20 protein-coding genes and 1 pseudogene are annotated in these 25,378 nt (G+C 69.4%); 13 read left to right on the plus strand and 8 right to left on the minus strand.

Annotated elements, in window-relative coordinates; all coding sequences use genetic code 11:
* The first annotated feature begins 166 nt into the window (after positions 1–166).
* From AWQ71_RS24985 to AWQ71_RS25030, 10 genes are all read left to right on the plus strand, one after another.
* A complete protein-coding gene (locus AWQ71_RS24985) occupies positions 167–583 on the plus strand; it encodes a DoxX family protein (protein ID WP_218001953.1) in 417 nt (138 codons plus the stop codon).
* Between the two features lie 32 nt (positions 584–615).
* Entirely contained in the window at positions 616–1,026 is a 411-nt protein-coding gene (locus tag AWQ71_RS24990; RefSeq protein ID WP_067137304.1) for a hypothetical protein, read from the plus strand.
* Between the two features lie 5 nt (positions 1,027–1,031).
* Positions 1,032–1,412, plus strand: a complete 381-nt coding sequence (locus tag AWQ71_RS24995; RefSeq protein WP_245658454.1) for a YciI family protein — start codon at positions 1,032–1,034, stop codon at positions 1,410–1,412.
* On the plus strand, positions 1,409–2,656 hold the full coding sequence (locus tag AWQ71_RS25000) for an RNA polymerase sigma factor (protein WP_439650378.1): 1,248 nt from the start codon (positions 1,409–1,411) through the stop codon (positions 2,654–2,656). Before AWQ71_RS24995 ends, AWQ71_RS25000 begins: the two co-directional genes overlap by 4 nt.
* 246 nt (positions 2,657–2,902) lie before the next feature.
* Positions 2,903–3,574: a FadR/GntR family transcriptional regulator gene (locus AWQ71_RS25005; RefSeq protein WP_067137310.1), complete on the plus strand. Its 672-nt coding sequence runs from the start codon at positions 2,903–2,905 to the stop codon at positions 3,572–3,574.
* A 150-nt stretch (positions 3,575–3,724) separates the two neighbouring features.
* A complete protein-coding gene (locus AWQ71_RS25010; RefSeq protein WP_067137311.1) occupies positions 3,725–4,594 on the plus strand; it encodes a fumarylacetoacetate hydrolase family protein in 870 nt (289 codons plus the stop codon).
* Positions 4,591–5,877: an L-fuconate dehydratase gene (locus AWQ71_RS25015; RefSeq protein ID WP_067137313.1), complete on the plus strand. Its 1,287-nt coding sequence runs from the start codon at positions 4,591–4,593 to the stop codon at positions 5,875–5,877. Before AWQ71_RS25010 ends, AWQ71_RS25015 begins: the two co-directional genes overlap by 4 nt.
* A complete protein-coding gene (locus tag AWQ71_RS25020) occupies positions 5,874–6,620 on the plus strand; it encodes an SDR family NAD(P)-dependent oxidoreductase (RefSeq protein WP_067137315.1) in 747 nt (248 codons plus the stop codon). Before AWQ71_RS25015 ends, AWQ71_RS25020 begins: the two co-directional genes overlap by 4 nt.
* Positions 6,621–6,692: 72 nt before the next feature.
* Positions 6,693–7,670 carry an aldo/keto reductase gene (locus AWQ71_RS25025; protein WP_067137317.1) on the plus strand — a complete coding sequence of 326 codons (978 nt, stop codon included), beginning with the start codon at positions 6,693–6,695 and terminating at the stop codon, positions 7,668–7,670.
* A complete protein-coding gene (locus AWQ71_RS25030; RefSeq protein WP_067137319.1) occupies positions 7,667–8,530 on the plus strand; it encodes an amidohydrolase family protein in 864 nt (287 codons plus the stop codon). Before AWQ71_RS25025 ends, AWQ71_RS25030 begins: the two co-directional genes overlap by 4 nt.
* Before the next feature lie 58 nt (positions 8,531–8,588).
* On the opposite strand, the gene AWQ71_RS25035 is transcribed toward AWQ71_RS25030, so the two are convergent.
* Together AWQ71_RS25035 and AWQ71_RS25040 are read right to left on the minus strand one after the other, a co-directional pair.
* Entirely contained in the window at positions 8,589–9,743 is a 1,155-nt protein-coding gene (locus tag AWQ71_RS25035) for a PP2C family protein-serine/threonine phosphatase (protein ID WP_218001954.1), read from the minus strand.
* 281 nt (positions 9,744–10,024) lie between these two features.
* The gene (locus AWQ71_RS25040) at positions 10,025–10,777 is read right to left on the minus strand and encodes a helix-turn-helix domain-containing protein (protein WP_157570548.1); all 753 of its coding nucleotides are present in this window, start codon (positions 10,775–10,777) and stop codon (positions 10,025–10,027) included.
* A 257-nt stretch (positions 10,778–11,034) separates the two neighbouring features.
* Between AWQ71_RS25040 and AWQ71_RS44455 the strand changes: the two are divergent.
* Together AWQ71_RS44455 and AWQ71_RS44460 are read left to right on the plus strand one after the other, a co-directional pair.
* A pseudogene (locus AWQ71_RS44455) lies at positions 11,035–12,360 on the plus strand (S8 family serine peptidase); the annotation flags it as partial.
* 97 nt (positions 12,361–12,457) lie between these two features.
* On the plus strand, positions 12,458–15,046 hold the full coding sequence (locus AWQ71_RS44460; RefSeq protein WP_084259258.1) for a S8 family serine peptidase: 2,589 nt from the start codon (positions 12,458–12,460) through the stop codon (positions 15,044–15,046).
* Between the two features lie 256 nt (positions 15,047–15,302).
* Here the strand turns inward: AWQ71_RS44460 and AWQ71_RS25055 are convergent, their stop codons facing one another.
* The 5 genes from AWQ71_RS25055 to AWQ71_RS25075 form a co-directional block, all read right to left on the minus strand.
* Positions 15,303–16,643 carry an SNIPE associated domain-containing protein gene (locus AWQ71_RS25055; protein WP_245658452.1) on the minus strand — a complete coding sequence of 447 codons (1,341 nt, stop codon included), beginning with the start codon at positions 16,641–16,643 and terminating at the stop codon, positions 15,303–15,305.
* A 549-nt stretch (positions 16,644–17,192) separates the two neighbouring features.
* On the minus strand, positions 17,193–18,053 hold the full coding sequence (locus tag AWQ71_RS25060) for an alpha/beta fold hydrolase (RefSeq protein ID WP_067137328.1): 861 nt from the start codon (positions 18,051–18,053) through the stop codon (positions 17,193–17,195).
* 170 nt (positions 18,054–18,223) lie between these two features.
* A complete protein-coding gene (locus AWQ71_RS25065) occupies positions 18,224–18,838 on the minus strand; it encodes a TetR/AcrR family transcriptional regulator (protein WP_067137330.1) in 615 nt (204 codons plus the stop codon).
* Entirely contained in the window at positions 18,822–21,821 is a 3,000-nt protein-coding gene (locus AWQ71_RS25070) for a M48 family metallopeptidase (RefSeq protein ID WP_067137332.1), read from the minus strand. The genes AWQ71_RS25065 and AWQ71_RS25070 overlap by 17 nt, the downstream gene beginning before the upstream one ends.
* 3 nt (positions 21,822–21,824) lie before the next feature.
* On the minus strand, positions 21,825–22,316 hold the full coding sequence (locus AWQ71_RS25075; RefSeq protein ID WP_174550761.1) for a hypothetical protein: 492 nt from the start codon (positions 22,314–22,316) through the stop codon (positions 21,825–21,827).
* A gap of 899 nt (positions 22,317–23,215) precedes the next feature.
* On the opposite strand from AWQ71_RS25075, the gene AWQ71_RS25080 reads away from it, so the two are divergent.
* Positions 23,216–23,887, plus strand: a complete 672-nt coding sequence (locus AWQ71_RS25080) for a hydrolase (protein ID WP_067137334.1) — start codon at positions 23,216–23,218, stop codon at positions 23,885–23,887.
* A gap of 14 nt (positions 23,888–23,901) precedes the next feature.
* On the opposite strand, the gene AWQ71_RS25085 is transcribed toward AWQ71_RS25080, so the two are convergent.
* Entirely contained in the window at positions 23,902–25,374 is a 1,473-nt protein-coding gene (locus tag AWQ71_RS25085; protein ID WP_218001955.1) for an MDR family MFS transporter, read from the minus strand.
* Between the last annotated feature and the right edge of the window lie 4 nt (positions 25,375–25,378).

Genomic DNA, 25,378 nt, shown 5'->3' on the forward strand with positions numbered 1-25,378 from the left:
GATGGGTGGCCGGCTGGGGCGGTCGGTCATCCCGGCCACGCCCAGTTCTCGGCAGGCGCAAAGCGCCAGGGGGACTTCCCGGCGCTGAACCTTGTCGCCACGCGAAGAACAAATTTTGGCTGACGTGTCGAGACCGCCCGTACGTCTCCGACAGAGGGGGTGAAGCATGGCACACACCAGGGAGACCACCGTGACCGCCACCACCATGTCAGCCGCGACGACCGCTACCTCGAGGCGCAGCCGCATCCGTACCGCACTGTCCCGGGTCGTCCGGCTCGCACTCGCCCTGCAGTTCGCTTCCGGCGGGGTGCTGAAGCTGTTCGGCGCCGCGCAGATGACGGCCATGTTCGCCGAGATCGGCGCCGGCCAGTGGCTGCGGATCGTCGTCGGCGCACTCGAGCTCGCGGGCGCCGCCGGACTACTCCTCCCGCGACCGGCCCGCGCTGCCGCGGCCGGGCTTGTCGCGCTGATGATCGGCGCCACCGTCACCAACGTCACGGTGCTCGGCACCAGCCCGGCACTGCCGCTGTTCCTCCTGACGCTCGCGGCCGCGGTCGCGGTAATGCGGCGCGGCCACCGCTGATCCCGGCACCTTTCACCTCACAGGAGAACACGATGAACGCGACAGCGAACAACCTGTGCAGCCTGGAGCCGCTCGTCGGCACCTGGGCCATCGACGGACCCGGCATGTCGGGTACGGCCCGCTACGAGTGGATGGACGGCGGCGGCTTCCTGGTGCAGCACGTCGACCTCGTCAACGATGGCGAGGTCACCCGCGGGGTCGAGTACATCGGCCTCCACGCCGAAAGCGGCCAGTTGCGGTCGCACTTCTTCGGCGAGAGCGGGGAGATTCTCGAGTACGTATACGAGCTCGTCGGCGATACTTTGACGATCTGGTACGGCGACGTCGACTCCCCGGCCAAGTTCGTGGGCAGGTTCGACGCCGATGGCGGGCGCAACACCGGTGCCTGGCAGTGGCCGGGCGGAGGCTACGAGTCGAACATGACGCGGGTGGAGGAACCTTGAAATACATGATCATGACCTTCGGCGACGCGTCGGCGTGGGACACCCTCGGCCTCGGCGCCGAGGAGGCAACCTGGTCCCCAGAAGAGGTCGCCGAACACTTCCGCGCCATGTCGGAGTTCTACGCCGACCTCGCATCCTCCGGCGAGATGGTCACCGGTTTCGGGCTGGCCGACCCCTCGCACACCATGACGGTGGAGATCCGCGACGGACGGCCCGTCGCCTCCGACGGACCACATGCCGAGGCCAAGGAGGTACTCGCCGGGTTCGGGATCATCGACGTGGCCTCACACGACCGGGCGGTCGAGCTGGCCGCGCGCTTCGCCGCGATCGTGCGGAGCCGGGTGGAGCTGCGGCCGGTCATGGACGACACCGGCCGGGAGATGTGACCGTCCCTCAGCGGATGGAGGACCTGCTGCGCGAGCTCGCGCCGCAGGTCCTCGCCCTGCTCACCCGCCGTTACGGCCACTTCGATCTCGCTGAGGAGGCCGTTCAGGAGGCGCTGCTCGTGGCCGCGACCCAGTGGCCGGACCAGGGACTGCCGGACAACCCGCCGGGCTGGATCACCACCGTCGCCACCCGCCGCATGACCGACCTGCTGCGCAGCGAGCAGGCCCGCCGCCGACGGGAGCAGCAGGAGGCGTTCCGCGCGCTGCCCGCCGACCTGCTGTTACCGGCGGCCGACGTACGGCCCGCTGGGGACTCCGACGACACCCTGCTGCTGCTGTTCCTGTGCTGCCATCCAGCGCTGAATCCCCCCGCGCAGGTCGCGCTCACCCTGCGGGCTGTCGGCGGCCTGACCACCGCCGAGATCGCCCGCGCGCTCCTGCTGCCCGAGGCGACGCTCGCGCAGCGGATCAGCCGCGCCAAGAAACGCATTCTGGAAGCGGGCGGCCGGTTCCGGATGCCCGATGACCGGGATCGCGTACGTCGCCTCGACGTCGTCCTCCATGTGCTGTACCTCATCTTCAACGAGGGCTACACCGCCACGGCAGGCGAATCGCTGCATCGCGGCGAGTTGTGTACCGAGGCGATCCGCTTGGCCCGGATGGTGCACCGGCTGCTGCCTGATGTGCCTGAGGTGAGCGGGTTGCTCGCCGAGATGCTACTCACCGACGCCCGCCGTCCGGCCCGCACCGGCCAGGACGGCGAACTGGTCCCGCTCGCGGAGCAGGACCGTGGCCGGTGGAGCCGGGCGATGATCGATGAAGGCATCGCGCTGCTGACCGCCGCGTTGCCGCGCAGGCGGCCGGGTCCGTACCAGTTGCAGGCCGCGATCGCCGCCGTGCACGCGGAGGCGGGGCGGTTCGAAGACACCGACTGGGCGCAGATCGTCGCCCTGTACCAGGTGCTCGACCGGCTCGCCGACAACCCCGTGGTCACGTTGAACCGCGCCGTGGCGGTGGCGATGCTGAGCGGCCCCGCGGCCGGACTGGCCGTCCTGGAGACGGTGGCCCGCGACCAGCGGATGGCCGGCCATCACCGGCTGCACGCGGTGCGCGGGCACCTGCTTGAGGAGGCCGGCGAGAAGACGGCCGCGATCGCGGAGTACCGTACCGCGGCCCGGCTCACGACCAGCCTTCCCGAGCGCCGCTACCTACTGACCCGCGCCGCCCGACTGGACATGCGCTGACACGCCGTCGAGGAGGCCGCCGGCCTGCCCGGCGAAGCGGGCTTCGCCGGGACCGCGGTTTCCTTCCGGCGAAGTGACCGGCCCGGCCAAGGTTCGTACAGCCCATCAACTTCGAAGGCGGGGCGCGTCCGACGGTCCGGCCCTCGTGGCGGGACATGGGGCGGCGGAAGGTCGGACGCGGTTCTACACTGATACATCCGATGTCTGCGGTGCCCAGCCGCCGCACGAGCTGGAGGACGTGGTTCCGTGGCGGTGACGGACGCGGCGATCGACAGGATCAAGGAGATGATCCTTTCCGGTGCGCTGGCGCCCGGCGACCGGCTGCCGAAGGAGGCCGAGCTGGCCGAGCGGCTCGGCCTGTCGCGCAACTCGCTGCGGGAGGCGGTTCGCGCGCTCGCCCTGATCAACGTCCTGGACGTGCGGCAGGGCGACGGCACCTACGTCACCAGTCTCGAACCCCGGTTGCTGCTCGACGCGATGTCGTTCGTCGTCGACTTTCACCGCGACGACACGGTGCTGCAGTTCATGCAGGTGCGGCAGATCCTGGAGCCCGCGGCGACGGCGCTGGCCGCGATCCACATGGCGGACGAGGAGATCGAGGAACTCCGCGAGATCCTCGCCTCGCTGCCGGAGGCGCCGAGCGTCGAGGAACTGGTCGCCAACGACCTGCGGTTCCACCGGCACATCGCCGCCGGGTCCGGCAACCCCGTGCTCTGCTCGCTCGTCGAGAGCCTGTCCGGGCCGACGACCCGGGCGCGCGTCTGGCGTGGCCTCACCCAGGAGGGTGCCATCGCCAAGACTCGGGAGCAGCATGCGGCGATCTGCGACGCGATCGCCGCCCGCCGGCCCGAGGTGGCCAGGGCCTGGGCCACCGTTCACGTGGCCGGGGTCGAGGAGTGGCTGCGCCGGGCGCTCTGAGCGCTCGGCGGGGGCCGGCCGGTCCGGACGCTCTCCCGTCCCCCGCGGGAAAAGAGATCGGATGTATACCCCCATTTTAACTTGACATCAGGCGCTCATGACCCCAATCTGCCAGTCATACATCCGATGTCTTTCTTTCAGGGATGCGATGTGAAGCTGCTGCGAGTGGGGCCTGTCGGGCAAGAACGGCCGGTGGTGCTGGACGGAGCCGGCAACTTGTGCGACATCGGGGAGCGCGAGATCGACGGCGCCTTCCTCGACTCGGGAGGGATGGCCCGGATCAGATCGGCCCTCGAATGGGGTGACCTGCCCGTTGTGCGCCCCGCGGACCAGGCCCTGACACCCGGTACGGACCTGCGCATAGGCGCCCCGGTAGCCCGTCCGGGCAAGATCGTTTGCATCGGGCTCAACTATCGGGACCACGCCGAGGAGACCGGCGCCGCGATCCCGGCCGAGCCCGTCATTTTCATGAAGGCCCCGAACACCGTGGTCGGTCCGTACGACGAGGTGCTCATCCCGCGGGAGAGCGAGAAGACCGACTGGGAGGTGGAGCTGGCCGTCGTCATCGGGCGCACGGCCCGCTACGTGGAGACCGACGAGGAGGCCCTGGCCTGCGTCGCCGGGTACGCGATCTCCAACGACGTGTCCGAGCGGGAGTTCCAGCTTGAGCGGGGCGGGCAGTGGGACAAGGGCAAGTCCTGCGAGACGTTCAACCCGTTGGGCCCCTGGCTGGTGACCCCGGACGAGGCCGGCGACCCCGGAGCCCTCGGCCTGCGGCTCTGGGTCAACGGTGACCTCCGCCAGGACGGGAACACCAGGGACCAGATCTTCCCCGTGGCCGAGGTGATCCGCTATCTGAGCCGCTTCATGGTGCTGGAGCCGGGTGACGTGATCAACACCGGCACACCGGCGGGAGTGGCGCTCGGCCTGCCCGGCACGCCGTACCTGCGCGCGGGCGACGTGATGGAGCTGGAGATCGACGGCCTGGGCCGGCAGCGGCAGACGGTGGGTCAGGCGTGAGCGTGACCGTCACCGCGCTGGAAACGCGCGATATCCGGTTCCCAACGTCGCGCGAGCTGGACGGCTCGGATGCGATGAATCCCGACCCCGATTACTCGGCCGCGTACGTCGTGCTGCGGACCGACGGCCCGCACGAGGGCCACGGCTTCGCGTTCACCATCGGCCGGGGGAACGACATCCAGACCGCCGCCATCCAGGCGCTCGCTCCGTACGTGGTGGGCCGCGACGTCACGGATCTGGGTGACCTGTACCGGGAGATGGTCTATGACTCCCAGCTCCGCTGGCTCGGGCCGGAGAAGGGCGTCATGCACATGGCGATCTCCGCGGTGGTCAACGCGCTCTGGGACCTCACGGCCAAGATCGAGGGCAAGCCGCTCTGGCTGCTGCTCGGGGAGATGCCGCCGGAGCGGATCGTCGACCTGGTCGACTTCCGCTACCTGACCGACGCGCTCACCCCGGAAGAGGCGCTCGAGATCCTGCGCGCCGCCGAGCCCGGCCGCCGCGAGCGGATCGAGCGGCTGCGGACGTCCGGCTATCCCGCGTACACCACCTCGCCCGGATGGCTCGGGTACGACGACGACAAGCTGCGCCGGCTCTGCCAGGAGGCCGTCGAGCAGGGCTTCCGGCAGATCAAGCTGAAGGTCGGCGCCGACCTGCAGGACGACGTCCGGCGGATGCGGATCGCGCGGGAGGTCTGCGGAGAGGGGTTCCGGATCGCGGTCGACGCCAACCAGCGCTGGGACGTGGGCCCGGCGATCCGCTGGGTGAACGAGCTGGCCCCGTTCGACCCGTACTGGGTGGAGGAGCCCACCAGCCCCGACGACGCGCTCGGCCACGCCACGGTCGCCCGCGCCATCGCGCCGATCAAGGTCGCCACCGGCGAGCACGTGGCCAACCGGGTGGTCTTCAAGCAGCTTCTGCAGGCCGGCGCGCTGTCGGTGCTCCAGATCGACTCGGCGCGGGTCGGCGGGGTCAACGAGAACATCGCGATCCTGCTGCTCGCCGCGAAGTTCGGCGTACCGGTCTGCCCGCACGCGGGCGGCGTCGGCCTGTGCGAGATGGTCCAGCACCTGTCCATGTTCGATTACGTGGCGGTCAGCGGCACGCTGCGGGACCGGGTGATCGAGTACGTGGACCACCTGCACGAGCACTTCGTCGATCCCGTCGTGATCGAGGACGGCGCCTACCGCGCCCCGTCGTCCCCCGGCTTCAGCTCCACGATGCTTCCCGAGTCGATCGCAAGGTTCAGTTATCCGGACGGCCTCGCCTGGAGGGCCTCATGAACGAAGTCGCCGGACTGAAGGCGCTGGTGACCGGAGGCGGCTCCGGGATCGGCCTGGCGACCGCCGAGTTCCTGGCCGCCCGGGGAGCCTCGGTGGCGTGCCTGGACCTCAACCCGCCGGGCCGTCCGTTCGTCGGCGTGACGGCGGACGTGACCGACGCCGCCGCCGTGCGGGCCGCGGTCGACGCGGCGGCGGACGCCCTGGGCGGCCTGGACATCCTGGTGAACAACGCCGGGATCGGCGCGGTCGGCACCGTCGACGATAACAACGACGCCGAGTGGGCCCGGGTGCTGGACGTCAACGTGGTCGGCATGGTCCGGGTCACCCGGGCGGCCCTGCCGTACCTGCGCGGTTCCTCGCACGCGGCGATCGTCAACACCTGCTCGATCGCGGCCACCGCCGGGTTGCCGCAGCGGGCGCTCTACAGCGCGTCCAAGGGCGCGGTGCTCTCGCTCACCCTGGCCATGGCGGCCGACCACGTGCGTGAGGGGATCCGGGTCAACTGCGTCACCCCCGGGACCGCCGACACCCCGTGGGTCGGCCGCCTGCTGGACGCGGCCGACGATCCGGAGGCCGAGCGCGCCGCGCTCGACGCCCGCCAGCCGATGGGCCGGCTGGTGACGGCGGCGGAGGTCGCGGCGGCCATCGCCTACCTGGCCGGTCCGCTCGCCGGTGCGACCACGGGAACGGTGCTGGCCGTGGACGGTGGCATGCAGGGTCTGCGGCTGCGACCCGTCTCGTAACCCGGCGGAAGAGGCGATGTCATCGAGCCGGGCGGTGCCGCACCGCCTGATCCACGGTTCCCTGGAGGCTGCGTGAAGGCGACGGAGAGGGTGCGACTCGGGCGCACCGATGTAGAGGTGACTCGGCTCGGGCTCGGGCTCGCGCCGATCGGCGGCCTGTTCACCCCGGTAGGGGACGAGGTCGCGCGGGCGACGGTCGAGGCGGCCTGGGACCTCGGGCTGCGCTATTTCGACACCGCCCCGCTGTACGGCTACGGGCTGTCCGAACGCCGGGCCGGGGCGGTGCTGTCGGGCAAGCCGCGAGAGGAGTTCGCGCTGTCGACCAAGGTCGGCCGGCTGCTCGTGCCAGGCGGAGACGCCGGGCAGCAGTTCTGGGCGGAGCCGAGCGATCTCGCCCCGGTCTTCGACTTCTCCTACGTGGGGGTACTCCGCTCGCACGCGGAGAGCCTGCGGCGACTGGGTGTAGACCGGGTCGACATCGCCCACATCCACGACCCCGACGACCATTTCGCGGAGGCGGTGAGCGGGGCCTTTCCGGCGCTGGCCGAGTTGCGGGCCCGGGGAGAGGTAGGCGCGGTCGGCGCGGGCATGAACCAGACGGCCATGCTGACGGAGCTCGCCCGGGCCGGTGACTTCGACTGCTTCATGCTCGCCGGGCGCTACACCCTCCTGGATCAGTCGGGGCTGGACGAGTTGCTGCCGCTGTGCCTGGAGAGGGGCATCTCGATCATCGCCGCCGGGGTGTACAACTCGGGCCTCCTCGCCGACCCGAAGCCGGGCGCCCGCTACGACTACGCCCCGGCCAGTACGGCGCTGGTCGAGCGGGCCATGGCGATCCGGGCCGTGTGCGAGCGGCACGGGGTGCCCCTGCGGGCCGCGGCGATCCAGTTCCCGCTGGGTCACCCGGCCGTCGCCGCCGTCGTGATCGGCGCGCAGGATCCCGGGCAGATCGCCGACAACATCGCGATGTTCGAGTGGGACATCCCCGGCGCGTTGTGGGCCGACCTGAAGAAGGACGGCCTGCTGCCGGAGGAGGTGCCGACGCCGTGATCGTCGACGCTCACCACCACGTTTGGACCGCGGACTACCCATGGCTGTCCGCGCCGGATCTGGCGCCGATCCGGCGCGACTACACCCTGGCCGATCTCACGCCCCAGCTGGAGGCGGCGGGGGTCACGGCGACCGTGCTGGTCGAGGCGGGTCGCTGCGACGCGGCGGAAACCGCCGAGTTCCTCGCGCTGGCCGCCACGGCGCCCCGCATCGCGGGCGTGGTGGGATGGGCGTCGCTGACCGACCCGGACCTGCCCGCCACCCTGGCGGCCTATCGCGACCTGCCCGGCGGGGCCACGCTGGTCGGCGTCCGCGACCAGCTGCAGGGCGTCGACGACCCGGAGTACCTCGCCCGCCCGGACGTGCGGGCGGCGATGGCCACCATCGGCGGCGCGGGGCTGGCCTACGACCTCGTCGTCCACGTCCGGCAGCTGGCCGCGTGTGCCGAGGCGGTGCGCGCCACCCCGGGCACGCTCTTCGTCCTCGACCACCTCGGCAAACCGCGGATCGGCGCGGGAGCGGAGGGGTTCGCCGAGTGGCGTGCCGCCGTCGCCCCCCTGGCCGCCTGCGGCAATGCCGTCGCGAAGCTGTCCGGCCTGCTGGTCGAGGCCGGACCCGGGTGGGACGTCTCCCTCGTCCGGCCGTACGTCGACACCGCCCTGGAACTGTTCGGCGCGGAACGGCTCATGATCGGCTCCGACTGGCCGGTGTGCGAGCTGGTCGCCTCCTACTCCGAGGCGCTGGGGACGCTCGACGACTGCCTCCGGGAGCTGTCGGCGGACGAGCGGGCCGCCGTGACCGCCGGCACCGCGATCCGTACGTATCGCTTGGATCTGGCTCCAGCCTCTGACCTGCGGTGACCCCACATGACCAAGGTCTTGATTCACTTACGGTGTGGACCCTGAGCGACGACGGCCCTCAATTCGGGTACGTCGCGGGCGGGCGTCCGTAGTGGGGTGCCTCCCGCGGAGCTGAGACGGGACCTGAGCGTTCGATGGCGATCATGGCGGCGTCGTCGCCCAGATGTCCGCCGGCGTATGCGAGTAGATCCGTGCGGAGGTGCTCTACGAGGACCTGCGGGCGTTTCCCGGTCCAGGCGGCGGCGCGCTCGGCGAGTGGGTAGAAGACGCCCTGGGAGTTGCGGGCTTCAATGACTCCGTCGGTGTACACGAGGAGGGTGTCGCCGGCCTTGAAATCGAAGGTCTCGACCTGGCGGCAGGGCAATCCCAGTTGCAGGCCGAGAGGGGGGCCCGGGCTGCGGGCGCAGAGTGCGATGATCTGCTTGCGCCGCAGCAGGAGTGGTGGAGGGTGGCCGCAGTGAACCATCCGGATCGTGGGCGTGCGGTCGGGAATATCGATCAGTACCGCGGTGATGAAGCCTTCCTCCGCCTGCTCGTGCGCACAGGACTCGGCCAGGTGCCAGGCAACGCCCGCTTCCAGGTGGGCGGCGAGTTCCGCCAGGCCGGCTTGCAGATGCGCGGCCGCTCGGAAGGCACCCAGCAGCAGCGCCGCGTCGCCCACGGCGGTGAGGCCCTTGCCGCGGACGTCGCCGACGATCAGCCGGGTGCCGGAGGTAGTCCGGGCCGCCGCGTACAGGTCGCCGCCGATCTGCATCTCGGTCTCCGCCGCCAGGTACGCCGCGGCCACACGCAGTGGTCCGATCCGTGGGGGCAGCGGACGTAGGACCAGGCGCTGGGCGATCTCGGCGACCTGGCGCACCTGCGTCAGCTCCCTCACCTGCCGCTCACGCAGAGCGGAAAGGAGCGCTGAAAAGACGGAGACCAGCACCACGGAGGCCATCTGCGCTATGCGGTCCGTCGTGGGGAGGTCTCCGAGAATGACGCCGATGGCCACCTGTCCGACCAGGGCCAGTACACCGGTCAACGCGGTCAGCCACCGCCCCAGGATCACCGCGGCGAGCGCCGGTGCGGCCACCAGGAGCGGCCCGAGGTGCAGGTGACTGGGTGTGGCCAGGTTGACGACGGTGATCGCGACGATCAGCGCGAGCGGAACGGCCACAAGGCCACGAGCCTCGCGCCACGACCAGCTGCGGGCTGCGGAGCGCCTTCGCACGGCCATACTCCTGTGCTACCCCGCCGTCGGCACCCCAGCCCACAGGGCCGACCTGTTCGGTCCCCGCCGACCGAGCGGCTCGGCACAGCCCGGGCCATCACCGGGCTGAGGAAGCCACCGGACAACCGTTATCAATGAGAACGATCTTGCTAGGGGCGCCAACGGGCAGAAACGGGCATCCCCGAACCACGTCCACCGCCCGCCGGCCGGCCTGTCCCGCACCGCGCGGGCGCCCCAGGTCGAGGACGTCACGAACTGCCGCAGGCCGGCAGAGCCCCCTTCTAGATCCAGCCGCGTTCCCGGGCCTCCAGCCCCGCCTGGAAGCGGGTGACGGCGTTCAGGTCGCGCATGACGGCGTGGATGCGGCGCTGTACGGTGCGCAGCCCGAGCCCCAGCGCCCGCGCGATGGCCTCGTCCGTCAGGCCGCCCGCGAGCAGCCCGAGCAGTTCTCTGGTCGGCTCGTCGGGCCCTTCGGAGAGCGCGGTGGGCCGGGGTGCCGCGCGTAAGGGCAACGCCCGCCGCCACTCCAGTTCGAACAGCGCGATCAGCGCGTCGAGCAGGGCGGACTGGTGCAGGATGAACGCCGCGTCGATGGAGTAGGACCCGTTGCGGATGGGGATCAGCGCGAGCGCGTCGTCGGCGATCCATATCTTGGCCGCCGCCCCGGCCACTACGCGGGCTTTCTCCCCGTGGGCCATGGAGTCCTGGATGAGGCGTAACCTGCCGGGGATCTCCAGGGCCTCCCGGTCGTACACGGTGCGGTATTCGATGCCCGACCTGAGCATCTGCCGCTCGCGCTCGACGTTGTCGGCGTGATTGCGCATGGCGTACGGGGGCTTGTCGATGTTGCGGAACATGGCCTGGGCGCTGTCCTGCAACGCGTACGCCCTGTTGATGATGTTGTCGGTCCCGGTGATGACCTCTACCTGCTCGGCCGGATGCGTCGCGTAGCGGGAGGCCAGGTGGAACGAGCTGGTCAGCTCGTGGATGGCCGTACGCACCCGGTGGAGCCCCTCCTCCTGATGGGCGAGCAACGGCCTGAAGGCGATGTCGGGGGCGACGGCGACATAGCGGGCGCGGCGGCCCGGCAGCCTGCTGGCGAGGCCGCGCCGCGCGAACGCCGCCAGCGTGCGGGCCGCGAGGAGCGGCGGGTTACCGCCACCTGGCGGGTTTTGGCCCGTTCGGCGGACTTGTGCCCTGACTGAATCCCAGATTAGGTCAGCAAAGAAACGATCTCCATCGCATATAGGCGACGATGGCCGATTTTTCACGTCTGGAGAAGGTTGTGCGCATGCTGTCCACCCCCCGGCGCCGCAGACTCGTGGCCTTACTCACGGCCGTACTCGCCGTACCGCTCATCGCGGTCCCGGATACGGCCATCGCGACAACCGCGTCACCGACGGCCGCCAAGGCGGACGCGCGGGCGACCGGCATACCCCCGGTCAAGATCACGCTGATCACCGGGGACACCGTCATCTACACGAAGGCCGGTACGGGTCACGCGTCGGCCACGCTGGAGCCCGGCGACGGCCGGGAGGTGCGGACGTTCCACGCCCAGCAGGACGATCATGGCTACTACGTGATCCCCACTGACGCCTGGCCTTACGTCAGCAAGGGACTGCTGGACAAGGAACTGTTCAACGTCGACTACCTGGCGGCCAACGGGTACGGCGACGCCAAGGCCGCACAGATCCCCCTCATCGTTCAGTACCAGCCCCAGACCAAGGCCGGCGACCTGGCGGGCAAAGCGAGGTCGCTGAAGGGCGGCGCCGAGCCGAAGGTGCTGGACAGCATCGACGGCGCCGCGATCAAGGTGGACAAGAAGCAGGCCACCACGTTCTGGCAGTCCCTCGGACAGGGACAGACCCTTGGAGAAGCGCAGAACAGTGCCACGGCCCTGGCGGGCGGCCTGAGCAAGGTGTGGCTCGACGGCAAGGTCAAGGCGCTCGATGACGTCAGCAACCCGCAGATAGGCGCCCCCACCGCCTGGGCGGCCGGCTACGACGGCACGGGCGCGAAGGTGGGCATCATCGACTCCGGGGTCGACACCGCGCATCCCGACCTGCAGGGCCGGATCGCCGCGGCCCGCAACTTCGTCCCCGAGGGCAGCCCGGGCGGCGGCAACCCTGACGAGGTCACCGACCGGGTCGGCCACGGCACCCACGTGGCGTCCATCGTCGCGGGCAGCGGCGCCGCCTCGAACGGCAAGTACAAGGGCGTCGCCCCCGGCGCCCAGCTGACCATCGCCAAGGCGCTGGACGACACGGGGAGCGCCTACGACTCCGAGATCATCGCGGCGATGCAGTGGCAGGCGGCCACCGAGCACGTCCGGGTGGTCAACATGAGCCTGGGCAGCCAGAGCCCGACCGACGGCACCGACCCGCTGAGCCAGGCGGCCAACGAGCTGACCGCCCAGTACGGCACGCTGTTCGTGGTCGCGGCGGGCAACTCGGGCCCCGGCCGGTACACCATCGCCGCTCCCGGCGCGGCGACCTCGGCGCTCACCGTCGGCGCGGTGGACTCGGCCGACAAGATCGCCTCGTTCTCCAGCCGCGGTCCGCGCCTGAGCGAAGACTTCGCGATCAAGCCGGAGATCACCGCGCCCGGCGTGAACATCATCGCGGCGCGCGGCGGGCACCTCGCTGGGCGCGGGCAGCAGCGTCCCGGGTGGCGGCCCGATCGACGACAACTACACCGCGGCGTCCGGCACCTCGATGGCCGCACCGCACGTGGCGGCCGCCGCGGGAATCCTTGCCACGCAGCACCCCGACTGGACGCCCGAGCAGCTCAAGACCGCTCTGACGGGCACCGCGAAGCCGGGCGACGACACGGTGTACGACCAGGGCTCGGGGCGGCTGGACATCGGACAGGCCGTCACCCAGCAGGTCTTCAACGACCTGTCGACGGTCTACGCCGGCTTCACCGACCCGTACACCGGCCAGACGCTGACCAGGAAGGTGACCTTCCGCAACACCGGCAAGGAACCGGTCACGCTGGACCTGTCCATGGCACTGAAGCGTGGCGACGCCCAGCCGCCCTCCGAGATGGCCACTTTCAGCCCGTCGTCGCTGACCGTCCCCGCGGGCGGGTCCGCGAGCGCGGATCTCACCGTTGAGCCCACTCTCGGCGACCCGGGCTGGTACGAGGGACGCCTGACGGCCACGGCGGACACGGCCCGCCTGACGGCGCCGATCGCCCTCCACAAGGGCGCCAAGATGGACACCGTGCGTGTCAGGTTCGTCGGCAGGCCGGAATGGACGCTGAACCCGGGCGTCGTGACCGCCCTACGGGTCAGCGACACCGACCCGCTCCTCGAAGGGGAGCCGACGACCACGGTCGCCGAGAACTGGCGGGCCACCGACACGCCGGGCACGCTGGAGACCGAGCTCAAACTCGCTCATGGCGGCGTCTACTCCATCGGCGACATGCCCTGGTGGTACACCAAGCCGGACCGGGATCTTCAGTTCGCGGCGCTGCTCGCCCCCGAGATCAAGCTCGACGGCGACACCACGGTGACCCTGGACGCGACCGATGTCGAGCCGATCCAGGTGAGCACGCCGCGCACGTCGGAGCTGGCGTTCATGAACGTGATGGTCACCCGCACGACCGCCTCGGGCCAGATGTACGCGGGCGCGTCAGTGCTGAGCTACGAGCCGGTCAACAGGGGCAAGTACTGGGTTTCGCGGGTGCGGAAGGCACCCACGGTGGGCACCTCCACGGTGCTGTTCGACCAGATCCGCCGCGCTCCCCAGGTCGAGATGACCGTGCCGGGGCTCCAGCTCCACCCCCGCTACGTCAGCGACCACGACGGGGCGGTGCCGAAGTTCACCGCCGACCAGCGCCTGAGCCTGACCACGGGCGACGACATGCGCGGCGGCGCGGACGTGCGCGGCAAACTCGTCTACATCCCGGCCAGGGACTCGCTTGAGCTCTTCCTGGCCGACATGGACCTGGCCATCAAGGCGGGGGCCGCGGGCGTGGTCACCAGCGACCGGCTCACCTGGCGGCTCTCCGACCCGGTGTACACGGCCCAGAACAAGATCCCGATGCTGTGGATCGACAGCGATGAGGCCGACCGGCTCGGCAAGGCCCTGGCTCGCCAGCCGTACCCGAGCGCCGACCGGCTCGGCAAGGCCCTGGCTCGCCAGCCGTACCCGAGCGCCGCCCTGCACGTCACGCCCATCACCCCGTTCGAGTACAAACTGGCCTACTACGTGAAGGGGGCCACAGCAGGGCGCCTGAACTTCGCCCCGAAGGCTCACGACCTCACCGAGGTCGACACCACCTACCACGCGCAGTTCCCTGCGCCGGCGGGCACGTGGGGGCCGATCCCGAACTTCATCGAGGTCAACCACACCTACACGCCCGAGCAGCGCCTCAGCATCCGCGGGTCGCACAGCTTCGACGGGCCCACGGCCAGGACCGAGTACTACAACGCGGCCGGCCAGGACGTGCTGTGGGAGCGTGACTACGCCTTCCTGGACCTCACCTCGGGCGACATCCGCACCGCCTCCTCCATGCGCGGCTTCACCGGCGCCACCAAGGAGCGGGAGGACTGGAACGAGGCCGTCGTTCCCGCGCAGTTCACCACCGGCCCCGACCTGCCGGACTGGGTCAGGCCGACCATCTACTGCGACGGCTGCCGCCAGGGCGACCGGCTGCGACTGCGCTCGCTCAGCCCGCTCGGCTTCGGTTACTACACCGACGCCTCCGACCCGAGCCACATGTACCAGGGCGCACCGGGGACCGAGGAGACCCACCTGTTCAGCGGCACCGCCGAGGTCGAGCCGCAGTACGACGACCTGGGCCTGCCCTACTACGCCGTCCCCGCCGAGTCCGGCGCGTACCGGCTCACGAACTCGTGGAAGGACGGGTTCGCCGGCAAGCACTCCGGCACAAGCGTCGAAACCACCTGGACATTCCACTCCGCCCGCCCGACAGCCGACAGCGCCCCGCAGGCCTGCCTGGACGCGGTGCTGTGGGGTGACAAGCAGCCCTGCGCCGAGGCGCCACTGATCCGCCTCAAGTACGGGCTCAGACTGCCGGAGAACGACACGGTCCAGGCCGGCAAGCCGTTCACCTTCACCGTCACGCCCGAGGGCGGCAGGTCGCCGTCGCTGCAGGGAGTCTGGATCTCCGACGACAAGGGCGCGCACTGGGCACCGGCCACGGCGCTGTCCGGCGACAAGGTGCACGTGCCCAACCCCAAGGGCCCGGGCAGCATCTCGATCAAGGTCGAGGCGAAGGACAAGGACGGCAACTCCGTCCAGCAGATCCTCTCCGACGCCTACCTCGTGAAGTAACCGCCGTAGCGGGGGCAGGACGCCCTGCCCCCGCTACCTCCCCTTCACGGGCGGTAACTGGCGGTCATGTCGTTGACAGGGGAACGCGCCGGTTGCCCGGCCAGAACCCGTACGGCCTCTTCGGCGGCGATGGGCGGAGACTCCTCGCGCGGCGCTGCGACGGCATGTGGGCACTGCTGCGGCGGAGCGGGATGAAAGAGGAGCTCCTCCGCTGGCTGGAAGCGGCCGGAATGCGGGTACGCCTGCTCTGCGGGCCTCAGGCGGTCGCTGCGGCATCGCGTGCCGACTGCCGCCATTCCAACGCTTCTGGGACGTCGCGGTACTCCAGCAGGTGCTGGCCGGCAATCTTCTCCAGCAGGCTGCGTACATCGGCGGGTGTGGCGTAGAAGAACTCGCGGCGGAGGTTGACCTTGTTCACACGCCGCTCGCACAGCTCGTCATGGAGGCGCCCTTCGAGTGAGACCGCGTCCTCGCTGAAGATCAGCGCGTGGGTGTCGAACCTGAACGGCACTGAGGCGTCGCCCAGCTCTCGAACCCGATCTTCCGGCTCCAGCCGCCGGGTCATGCCGATCTTCACGACATTCTCCCCGAAAGCACCGATGTTGGAGATCACATACACATAGCCGGCCCGGATGTTCGCCTCGCGCGCCTCCACATCGGCGACCGCAGCGCCGATTTCCTCCAGCTTCGCTTTCAGCTCCCCCGCGCCCGCCGTGTCACCGTTCGCCAGCAGCTTGGCCAACGCGGTGCGGTAGTGGGACTCCTCCTTGCGCAGGCGAGCCTTTTCGCGCTCGAACTCCCGGCGCGCGGCCTCCTCCTCACGCTGCCGCTCCCGTTGGGCGCGGATGAGTTCCTTTTCCTCTTCAACCTTGGCCAGGTAGTCGGCGGTCAGCTGCAACTCGTACACCCGTAAGCGGTGGTAGTCGTCGCTGACGTGGATGTGCATCGTCTTGCCGAGCTTGACGATGGCATCGCCTGCCTTCTGCAGCCGGTCGATGGCTGACTGCAGCTTGTACGGCCGCATCGTGCGCACGCAGTTGTCGGCCTCGGCGTTGTAGGCGCGCAACATCAGCTTGGAGAAGTCCCGCACCATGCGCCGCCCCTCGGCGGCCGAGCCGTTGACCGTCCAGTTCGTCGCGCCCAGCACAGCCCGCCCGCTGCGGGCCATGCTCTTGATCTGGTCCTTGACCTCGGCCAGTTTCGCCTTGTACGCGACCGCGTCGCTCAGCGGATGCTGGTACTCATAGACGCCGACCTCCTGCAGCAGTGCGACGTCCTCGGTCCGCACTACCTGAGCCTCGATCTCCTGCAGCCGCCGGGTCGCGTCCTCGATCGCCCCTTGCAACCGGGCCTGCTCCGCGCGCAGAGCCTCGGTCACGGCGGTGATCTGCATCGCGTCCAGGCCGCCGAGCCGCTCAACCCACTCCCGTAGCTGGGCGTTCTCCGCCTCCAGCCGCTTCTTGCCGCCGAACAACCCGCCGCCGGAACGTTCCGGAACCAGAACAACGGGAGCCTCGCGGGCTGCCTCGGCATGACGGCCGATCGGTTCCGGAGCAGGAGGAGGAACGGGTGCATGAGCGGGTGGGGCGTCGGCCACCCAGAGTTGCCAGCCCGCCGGGGGCGGAGGCCAGGCCGGGTCCGGTTGCCAACCTGGAGGAGGCCGCCACCCAGGAGGTGGGACCGGCCACCCTGGCGGTGTGTTGAACCGATACTCCGTCATCAGCGCCCTCCCTAGCGTCAGCCCGGCTGGTCATGCCGGTTGAGGAGGAGGACGGCCGCCTGATGGCGGCGGTGCACATACACCCGGCGGCCGCATGTAACCGTGATCAAACCGTGAGCACCGCTCAAGCGTCCGACAAGAGCAGCAGACTCACGTTCTCCTGCAGGGGTGATCCATTCTCCGGCCACGCGGCTCCCCCTGGGAGTGACCCGATCCGGCGGGTCGGCCCGGCCGGGGTTCGCGGTCGCGGCGGAAACGCCGGTCGACATGGCTACGATCTGTGCCTGCTTGATCTCTCTTTGCGGCTTCCAATGTGGAGGGGGCCGACGACCGGCGTTGACGTTGCTTCCTCCACCGTTGCCACCGGAACATTGGGGATGTACGGCCTGCCGCACACGGGTCGATCCCGCGGTCGACGGTTGTTGGTTATCGCCCGGTGTGCCGGAGGATCGCGGCGGAGATACGAGGAAGCGCCGGCGCCGGGAACCCGTGCCCCATTCCCTCGATGGGCAGGAACTCGCTGTTGGGAATCGCCGCTGCCAGTGCCTCGCCATGGGCGATGGGCGCCATCGGATCGTCCGACCCGTGAATCACCAGAGTCGGGGCAGTGATCGAGCCGACAAGCCCGGAGCGGTCGCGAGAGGCGAAGGCCGCGAGGATGTGGTTCTTCGAGGCGGGGGCCGCATCGGTGGCACTTTCGATCTCCCGCTCGATGATCGCACGCGTGGCCGCCTCGTCGAACTCCGTCAACTGTCCGGCGAGAATGCGAGCCAGCTTGAGATGTGCCTCGACGTGCTCCTCTCGGGTGCTCGGCGGATTGGCGATCTGCTCGGCGTCCCAGGCGGCCAGCCGTGGATCCCGTTGTGCGCCCCGGAAGGTATTGGTCACGGGATCGAGAGGCTCGGCGCTCGACATGATGACCGTTAGGCTGCGCAGCCGGTCAGCGTGTTCGAGCGCGATCTCCTGGGCGATCATGCCGCCCATCGACGCGCCGACCACGTCCGCCGCGGCGATGCCCAAGCCGTCGAGCAAGCCGACCGCGTCCTGGGCAAGGTCGATCATGGTGTAGGGCTTGGCCTCGAAATCAACACCGCTGGACCGCCCGGTGTCCCGGTTGTCGTAGCGGATGACGTACCGCCCTCCCTCCTGGAGAAGCCGGCACAACTCATCGGGCCAGGTGGCGCCTCGGGCACCGAGACCCATCACGAGCAGCAGCGCAGGATCGGCCGGATCGCCGAACGTCTCGCACCACAGACGGATCCCATTGGCCTCGACTATGCGTTCCATTGTGTTCTGCCCTTCGTTCTGGCTCGGACCAGTTGCGACGACTGGCGCTACGGCGTCCCGCACGAGGACGAGCGCTCACGGACCGTCCACCGAGTCCACGCTTCCTTCCCACAGCACCCTTCCGCAATAAAAAGTATATGCATGTTAACTTTTTGCTTGAACCAGAGCCGTCAGCGCCCAGCCGGCACATGCAGTACGGCGAGCATCTGGGCCCGCAGGTGCACGCTCAGCGCTTGGGCGTCATTGGTCAGCCGGGCGGCGAGCACCGACGTCACCATCCCCATGACGGATGTGACGGCGATTCGCGCCGCGAGGTCGGACAGCTCCGGCCGCACCTCGATCAGTAGCCCGACCCACTCCTCACGTAGCTGCCGCATCTGGCGATTGAGCCGCCGCCGATCCTGCTCCGGCAGCCACAGCAGCTCGGCCTGCATGACCAAAGTCAGATTCTGGTTCTCGACGGAAAACCGGGAGAACCAGTCCACCAGGGCGATCAGCGCCTCCTGCGGCTCCCGGTCCTGGTCGGCCAGCGCGGCTTGCGTCCCGTCCCGCAGGCGTTCCAGCGACAGCTCGATCAGGGCGAGGAGGATGGCCTGCTTGCCGGGGAAGTGCCGGTAGACCGCAGGCCCGGTGATGCCCACCGCGGCCCCTATGTCGTCGATTCCGGTGTCGGCGTAACCCCGCTCCACGAAGAGCCGAGCAGCCTGCAACAGGATGATGCGCTTGCGCACCCCATGTTTGCGCCCCTGGGAGATGAGCGATTCCAGCTCATCGGACTCGGCCACTGGCGTACCTCCCTGAGAGGAAAACGGGAACTATGGTTAACATATCGGGGTTCCGGTAGGCAACGGTCGTGATGCGGCGGAGTCCGAGAGCCGGACTCCGCGATGCGCTTGGCCCGCCCGCACGGATCAAAGCGTCGATACGGTCATCGATGGCGTGGCTGGTGTCCTGGGCGGTGGCGAGTCGGCGCATGGCGGCGTCGAACCTGTCGGCGTCGTCCACGTCGAGGGACCGCTGGCAGTACGTCCCGCCCAGCACGGCGTTCTCGTAGAAGCTTTCCCACAGTTCTTGGGCCTTGGAGTCGGGGACCCGGAAAAAGCGGTACGCGGCGCGGGCATCGTTCGCGATGTCGAGGCACAGCGGTCGGACGCTGTCGAGGTCGGCGATGCTCTTCCCGGCGTTCACCTCGGCCGCGACCATCGCGAACAGTTCGCGGCGATGGTGGTAGAAGCCGTCCATCAGCCGGCCGCCGCCACGATCGCGCCACGCCTGCACTTGCAACGCTCTCGACTGGGCCGACACCGGGGCATCCTCGTCCACCGTGGCTGCCCCATTGCGGGCAACCCGCTGGACCTCCGCAGGCGGGGGTAGGCGGGATGCCTGTGGCGACCGCTGGACGGCGGCCACGGTGGCCACCGCCAGCGCGGCAGCGACCAGGGCCAGCGCGCAGGCCCGGCCGAGCACCGTCGATGCCGGCGATCCCGGCCGCGTCGGGCCTGTCGATCGCGTCGGTCCGGGCCGCCTCGCGGTACGCGCCCCGGGGAGGGCGATCACGCCCGCCACCAACACCGTGAACGGGGAGGCGGGAACGAGGATGCCGGCGAACAGTTGCTTCGCCACGGCGGGGTTCCAGGAGCATGTCCCCGCGTCGAGGGCCAGCGCGGGCACGCATCCATCGGCAGCACGCAACGCGACAATGACCGCGAAGCTGAGCAGGGTGGCGCCACCCGCGCCGATCAGCGCGGCCGGCAGCCGGTGCGTGGGCACCGCTGTCCGACCGGCGTACGCCGCCAGCGCAGCCGAGGCCAGCAAGACCAGGAGCATTCCGGCCAGGGTCGTCACCAGGAAGGTGGTGGGCGAGGGCTCGACCTGCTTGCGCGCGTGCAGCCAGGCGAACAACGCCACCGCCGCAGCGCCACCGGACGCGCCGCCGATCAGGACCGGGCCGAGCACCCGGCGTAGGCCCGGGGGCGGTGGGCCGAGCGGGGCGTGGCCGTCGCCGGATGCCGCGGCGCGCGACCAGCGGGGTGGGCCGGTGCCGGGGCGTGGCAACCACGCCAGCAACGGCACGACCCACAGGCCGGCAACCGCCACGAGCGCGAGCGGTGCGGTGGTCACGGTGCTCGCCACGGTCATGATTGCGACGAGGAGGACGTCGAGCCACGACACGGGCGGAGGGTCCGATTCCCGGCCCACCATGGAGGACGCCATGTAGTCCCGGACATCGGCGATGTCGATCGACCACCCCGCCGCGAACGCGACCCCCTGGGTCTGCCACCAGAGCAACCAAAGTGACAGTGCCAGGGCCGCGGTCGCCACGTTCACCAGCGCCACCGGCCGCAGCGACCGGCCGTGCCAGGCGGCCACCCACAACTGTGCGCACCGGGTCAGCCACCAGGTGAACGCCATCCCGGCCAGCACGACGAGCGCCAGCGGCCACGGTCTGGCGGGCAGCCAATCGTTGACTGTCCCTTGGCCTGCGGCCAACCCGCCCGCCACCATGCCGAGCCCGAGCCACAGGCCCGCTCGTGCGCTGGACGGAGCCGGCTGACCGGTCAGCGCCGCAAACACCACGGCGCGCCACAGCGCGATGCCCACCACGCCCGCGACCAGACCGGCCGAGACCAGCGCCGCCAAGTGCTGCATCCACGGGGTCAACAGGACGTACTGGGTGATGGCGTACATCATGTGGGCGTGCACGATCGCCCCGGTCATGCCGGTCAGCAGCAGCGGAAGTGCGCGTACGCCGAACAGCACGGCGGGGTTGGTCAGCGCGGTCTGCCGGGTGTCCCATCGCGGGTGCGGCCGCCATAGTTCGACGAACGAGCGCAGCGCGCGCCGCCCGGGGCCGATGACCGGCGCGGGGCCGGCCGCAGACCAGCCCGCCGGATCGGCACCCCAGCGCACGGCGGCGAGGTCGGCGTAGATCTCCCGGCTGCGTAGCACGTCCGACCGGGCCAGATAGACCAGTACGGTGAGCAGACCGGTGATCAGCAGGCCGCGAGTGACGATCGGCGCCTCGCTGGACCACACCACCGAGTCCGAGGCGCCCCGGAACATCCAGGCGCACCAGGCCAGAAAGGGTGGCAGGGCGACCACGGTGTACACCCGCCACATGGCCACCGTCAGGTAGGTGATGGTCACGTCCCGGTTGGCGATGTGGGCGAATTCGTGCAACAGGATCGCCCGGAACCGGCGCGGATCAGCCCTCCGCGTGGCGATCAGGCCACCGTCCAGGCGCACCGTTGCCCGCCCGGATCGGCCGAACACGACCGCCCCGTCCGACGCCGAGGCCGGATCGACCACCACTCGGGGCGGACGGGCCAGGCCCGCGACCGTGGACAGCTCGGCCACCGTGCCCGCGATCTCGCCGTCGGGGTCCATCGTGGCCAGCGGCACCACCCGACTACGGCGGGCCTTCCACGCCGGCAACGCCCAGAACAGCGCGGCCGTGAACAGAGCCAAGATCGCCCACCAGCCGGCCAGTACCCACCACGGCGGCGACGGGGCATAGCGCTTGGTGCAGGCGAAGTATGCCTCCCACTGGAGCGCGCGTTTCGCTATCACCGCCGACGCCGGATCGCTGTCCGGGGCTACCCCGGCCGCCAGCGAACAACCGAAGCCGTCGTACGTGGACAGCGCGATGGTCACGTAGATCACCATCAGGCTGCTGGTGGCCACCAGCAGGGCGACCAGGAGCGCGAACCGCACCGTCGTGCCCGCTCCCAACGCCCGCTCGTCGATACGGGGCGAGGTGCTCTCCATCGGCTAGCTCGCCGGACTCGGCCCCTCTGGGCCGGCGGGGCCTGGATCAGCTCCTCGGGCCAGTCTGCGGACGACCGCGTCGGCGATCTGCTCCGCAGTCCGTTCCTCCAATTCCCGTTTCAGCTGGTCAAGAAGGTCTTGGCGGAGCGCGGCGAGCTGATCCTCGGTCAGCGGCGGGATGGTCGCGGCGGCCGGCCGGCCGCCGCGCCGGAGCCAGCGGCGCAGCCCTCTGGCTTTCCTGGCGGCACCCTCGACTGCGGCGTCCGCGAGCCGCTCCGCCACCTGGTCAAGCACCAGCCAGACCACCGGCGTCATCAGACCGACGACCTCGCCCCAGCTGAAGCCGAGCGGCTCACGTCGTGGCCCGGAACGGCGCAGTTTCCGTACGACGACGGAGTCGTCGTACGCCGCCAGCCCGTCCACCAGCGGTAACTCCTCGGGGGCAAGCTCCGCCACCACGTCCCGTACGACATCCCGCACCGCGGCCACCGCCACCGCTCCTCCTTGGAAGTACGCACTTTTGCATCTAGTAAAGGCCAATCGAGCAACCCGTCGATACGTCGTATTGCACGTGGCCTTGCCGATACGCAGCAGCCCGATGAGGCTTCAACACCTGGCGTTTGCTCCCATTCATGCCCCGCCCGCCCCATGGTGGCGGGCGGGTCCGGCGGTCATTAGCCCCTGACATCCGACCGCCCCCGGCATGTTACGACTGCGGGCGTGTCAGAAAGTCGGCGATCGCCAGATCAAGGCCAACGAAGCCGCCCGGATTCCAAGATCAGATCCGGCGTCCTACCTCGTAGAAGGACTCGGAATCGCCGCAGTCAGCTCCGAGCCCTCAGCGCTCTCCACACCACTGTTGAGCCATCCCTCTCTCGAGATCAAGAGACGGTGAAACACAACCCGTGGTGAAGTGCATCGGTGCAACTACTAAACCTTGTGAAATAACCCTAGAAACGCGCGACCGTGAACGCAAGCCGGTGCGGCGTTTGTCGCGATTGTCGATGTTCAGGGGCATATTGAGCCTTTCCGCGTAACGGATCATTGCGGAGCGTGAGCCACACCAGCAGACCAGCTCCTACGGCTCAAGTGAAGTTGGCCCGGTTTGGTGGACAGGTCTTGCCCCGGCGCGCGCCCGCCCAGGAGCCGACCGATCTTCGAGTCTGTACGCAGGTGGTGGACTATACCTGATTCATCTCCAAGAAATTGGATCGCAAGTGATAAGTCACCTTTCATGATTGCATGTGGCGTTTCTGTAAAGCTTTTGTTCTAAATTCAGCCGAGGCCCGAATATTCGACGCTCTCTGGCATCATTTCATGTATTGGCACCCGCGCTCACAAGGCCGACATCGGCCTTGCATTGGCAAGAACAATACCAATGAAAGGATATCGACATGGCGAGCCTGCCCGTGCGCGAACCGACAGTCGACCACCTGCTGACGCCACAGAACTCGGCCCTACTTCTCATCGACTACCAGCCGCCACAGGTCTTCACCGTGCACTCCATGGAGACCGGCCAACTGGTCAACAATGTGGTGTCGCTTGCGAAGACGGCCAAGGTCTTCGGTCTGCCGATCATTCTGTCGACGGTGAACGTCGCCAGCGGCGTGAACCCCGACACCATTCCACAGCTGCGTGAGGCGCTTCCCGATCAGCCCGAGATCGACCGGACCAGCATCAATTCCTGGGAAGACGAGCAATTCCTCGAGGCCGTCAAGGCGACCGGCCGGAAGAAGCTAATCATGGCGGCGTTGTGGACCGAGGCGTGCCTGCTGTTCCCGACGCTGGACGCCATCAAGGATGGCTACGAGGTCTACCCGGTCGTGGATGCGGTCGGCGGCACCACTCGGGAGTCCCATGAGGCGGCCTTGAAGCGCTGTTACCAGGCAGGCGCGCAACCCACCACGTGGAACTCCCTGCACTGCGAACTGCAGCGCGACTGGGCCCGGACGAATACCGTCCAAGGATTCCGCGACGTGGTCCTCGAGCAGGGCAACGCCTGGGGCTGGTACCTCACTCTGGAAGCTGAGGTCAAGAAGGCGTATGCCGGGCCCGCAGGACCGTAGGCCGCAGCTGCCCCCTATGTGATACGCCCGCCGTCGACTGCCTGCGACCGGTCGGCCTCAGTCGCCGTCGGCCCCGGACGCATGCTGGTGACAGCGTCCGCGTCGCGGACGCGCAGGGCGATGAGGAAGCCGAGAAGCGCGAGCGCGGCGGTGACGATGAAGACATCGTGGTAGGCGGCGAAGATCGCTTCCTGCCTAGTGGCGAGATCGGTGGCCCGAGCACCGAGACCACCGAGCCTGGAGTCGGTTCGCGCGGTGAGCAGGCTGGCGACCACGGCGACGCCGGCGGCACTGGCGACTTGACGAGTGGTGGAGAACACCGAGGAGGCTCGTGCGATCGCCGCAGGGGTGATTGTGGCGAAGGTGGCCGCTTGCAGGGGGATCACGGTGAGTGCCATGCCTGCCCCCATGGCGAACAGCGACAGCCGGACAGCCCAGAGAGTTGTGCCGGGACCGACCATGATCAGCATCACCTGGGCGACGGCGATGACGGCAAACCCGGTCACAAGCAGGCGGTGGGGGCCGACCTTCGGGTACAGACGGCCCGCCACGGGGAGGAGGACCAGCATTCCGAGCGCCTGGAACATCGTGACCAGGCCGGAGCCGGTGGCGTCGACGCCCATCTGATACTGCAGAAGCAGCGGCACCAGGAACAACGCACCCATCAGCGCTCCCGACGACGGAAGCATCAGCAGGTTACCCGTCCGAAACAGCCGGTTCTTCAGCAGGCGCAGGTCGATCATCGGCTCGGTACGGGTCAGCTCGATCGCGACGAACGCAGCCGCCAGCACGAGGCCGGCCCCGAGCGGCACCAGCACAGCGGCGGTGCCCCACCCCTCTCGGGCCCCACGGTCGAGGCCGAGCAGCAGCAGCGCGAGCGCCGCACCACCGGACAGGAACCCGGCGACATCGAAGCGCCCCGGGTCGTCCGCGCGTTCCTCGCGAAGGGCCACCACCGCGAAGAGCAGACCGAGCACGCCGATCGGCACTTTGAGGAAGAAGATCCACCGCCAGCTGACGTTGTCGACCATCCATCCGCCGAGCACCGGACCGAGGGCGGGAGCAATGGTGGTCGGTATGGATAGGACCGCCGACGCCTTCGCCCGCTCGGCCGGCGGAAAGGCGCGGAACAGCATCGCGGTGCCGACCGGGGTCAGCAGCCCGCCGCCGACGCCTTGGACGACCCTGGCCGTGATCAGCTCGCCGAGGGAACCGGCGGCACCGCCCCAGGCCGAGGCGGCGGTGAAGACCGCGAGCGCGAACACGAAGGTGCGCTTGGCGCCGAACCGGTCAGCAACCCACCCGGAGGCGGGGATGAACACCGCCATGCTGACCAGGTAACCGGTGACCAGCCACTGCAGCGTCTCGGTCCCGGCGTCGAAGTTCCGGCCGAGCGCGGGCAGCGCCGTGTTCAGCACCGTCATGTCGAGGATCTCCATGAAGAGACCGAACACGAACGCGACGGCGACCAGCCATTTGTATGGCACGCGT

Origin of the sequence: Microtetraspora malaysiensis (genome assembly GCF_001528665.1) — a bacterium.
In the GTDB taxonomy this organism is placed as follows: domain Bacteria; phylum Actinomycetota; class Actinomycetes; order Streptosporangiales; family Streptosporangiaceae; genus Microtetraspora_A; species Microtetraspora_A malaysiensis.

Coding starts and splice junctions, on each gene's coding strand:
- AWQ71_RS25070 (WP_067137332.1), bottom strand. CDS start 21,821: ATGGAGAGCACCTCGCCCCGTATCGACGAGCGGGCGTTGGGAGCGGGC.
- AWQ71_RS44460 (WP_084259258.1), top strand. CDS start 12,458: ATGGCCGCACCGCACGTGGCGGCCGCCGCGGGAATCCTTGCCACGCAG.
- AWQ71_RS24985 (WP_218001953.1), top strand. CDS start 167: ATGGCACACACCAGGGAGACCACCGTGACCGCCACCACCATGTCAGCC.
- AWQ71_RS24995 (WP_245658454.1), top strand. CDS start 1,032: ATGATCATGACCTTCGGCGACGCGTCGGCGTGGGACACCCTCGGCCTC.
- AWQ71_RS25060 (WP_067137328.1), bottom strand. CDS start 18,053: ATGGAACGCATAGTCGAGGCCAATGGGATCCGTCTGTGGTGCGAGACG.
- AWQ71_RS25020 (WP_067137315.1), top strand. CDS start 5,874: ATGAACGAAGTCGCCGGACTGAAGGCGCTGGTGACCGGAGGCGGCTCC.
- AWQ71_RS25080 (WP_067137334.1), top strand. CDS start 23,216: ATGGCGAGCCTGCCCGTGCGCGAACCGACAGTCGACCACCTGCTGACG.
- AWQ71_RS24990 (WP_067137304.1), top strand. CDS start 616: ATGAACGCGACAGCGAACAACCTGTGCAGCCTGGAGCCGCTCGTCGGC.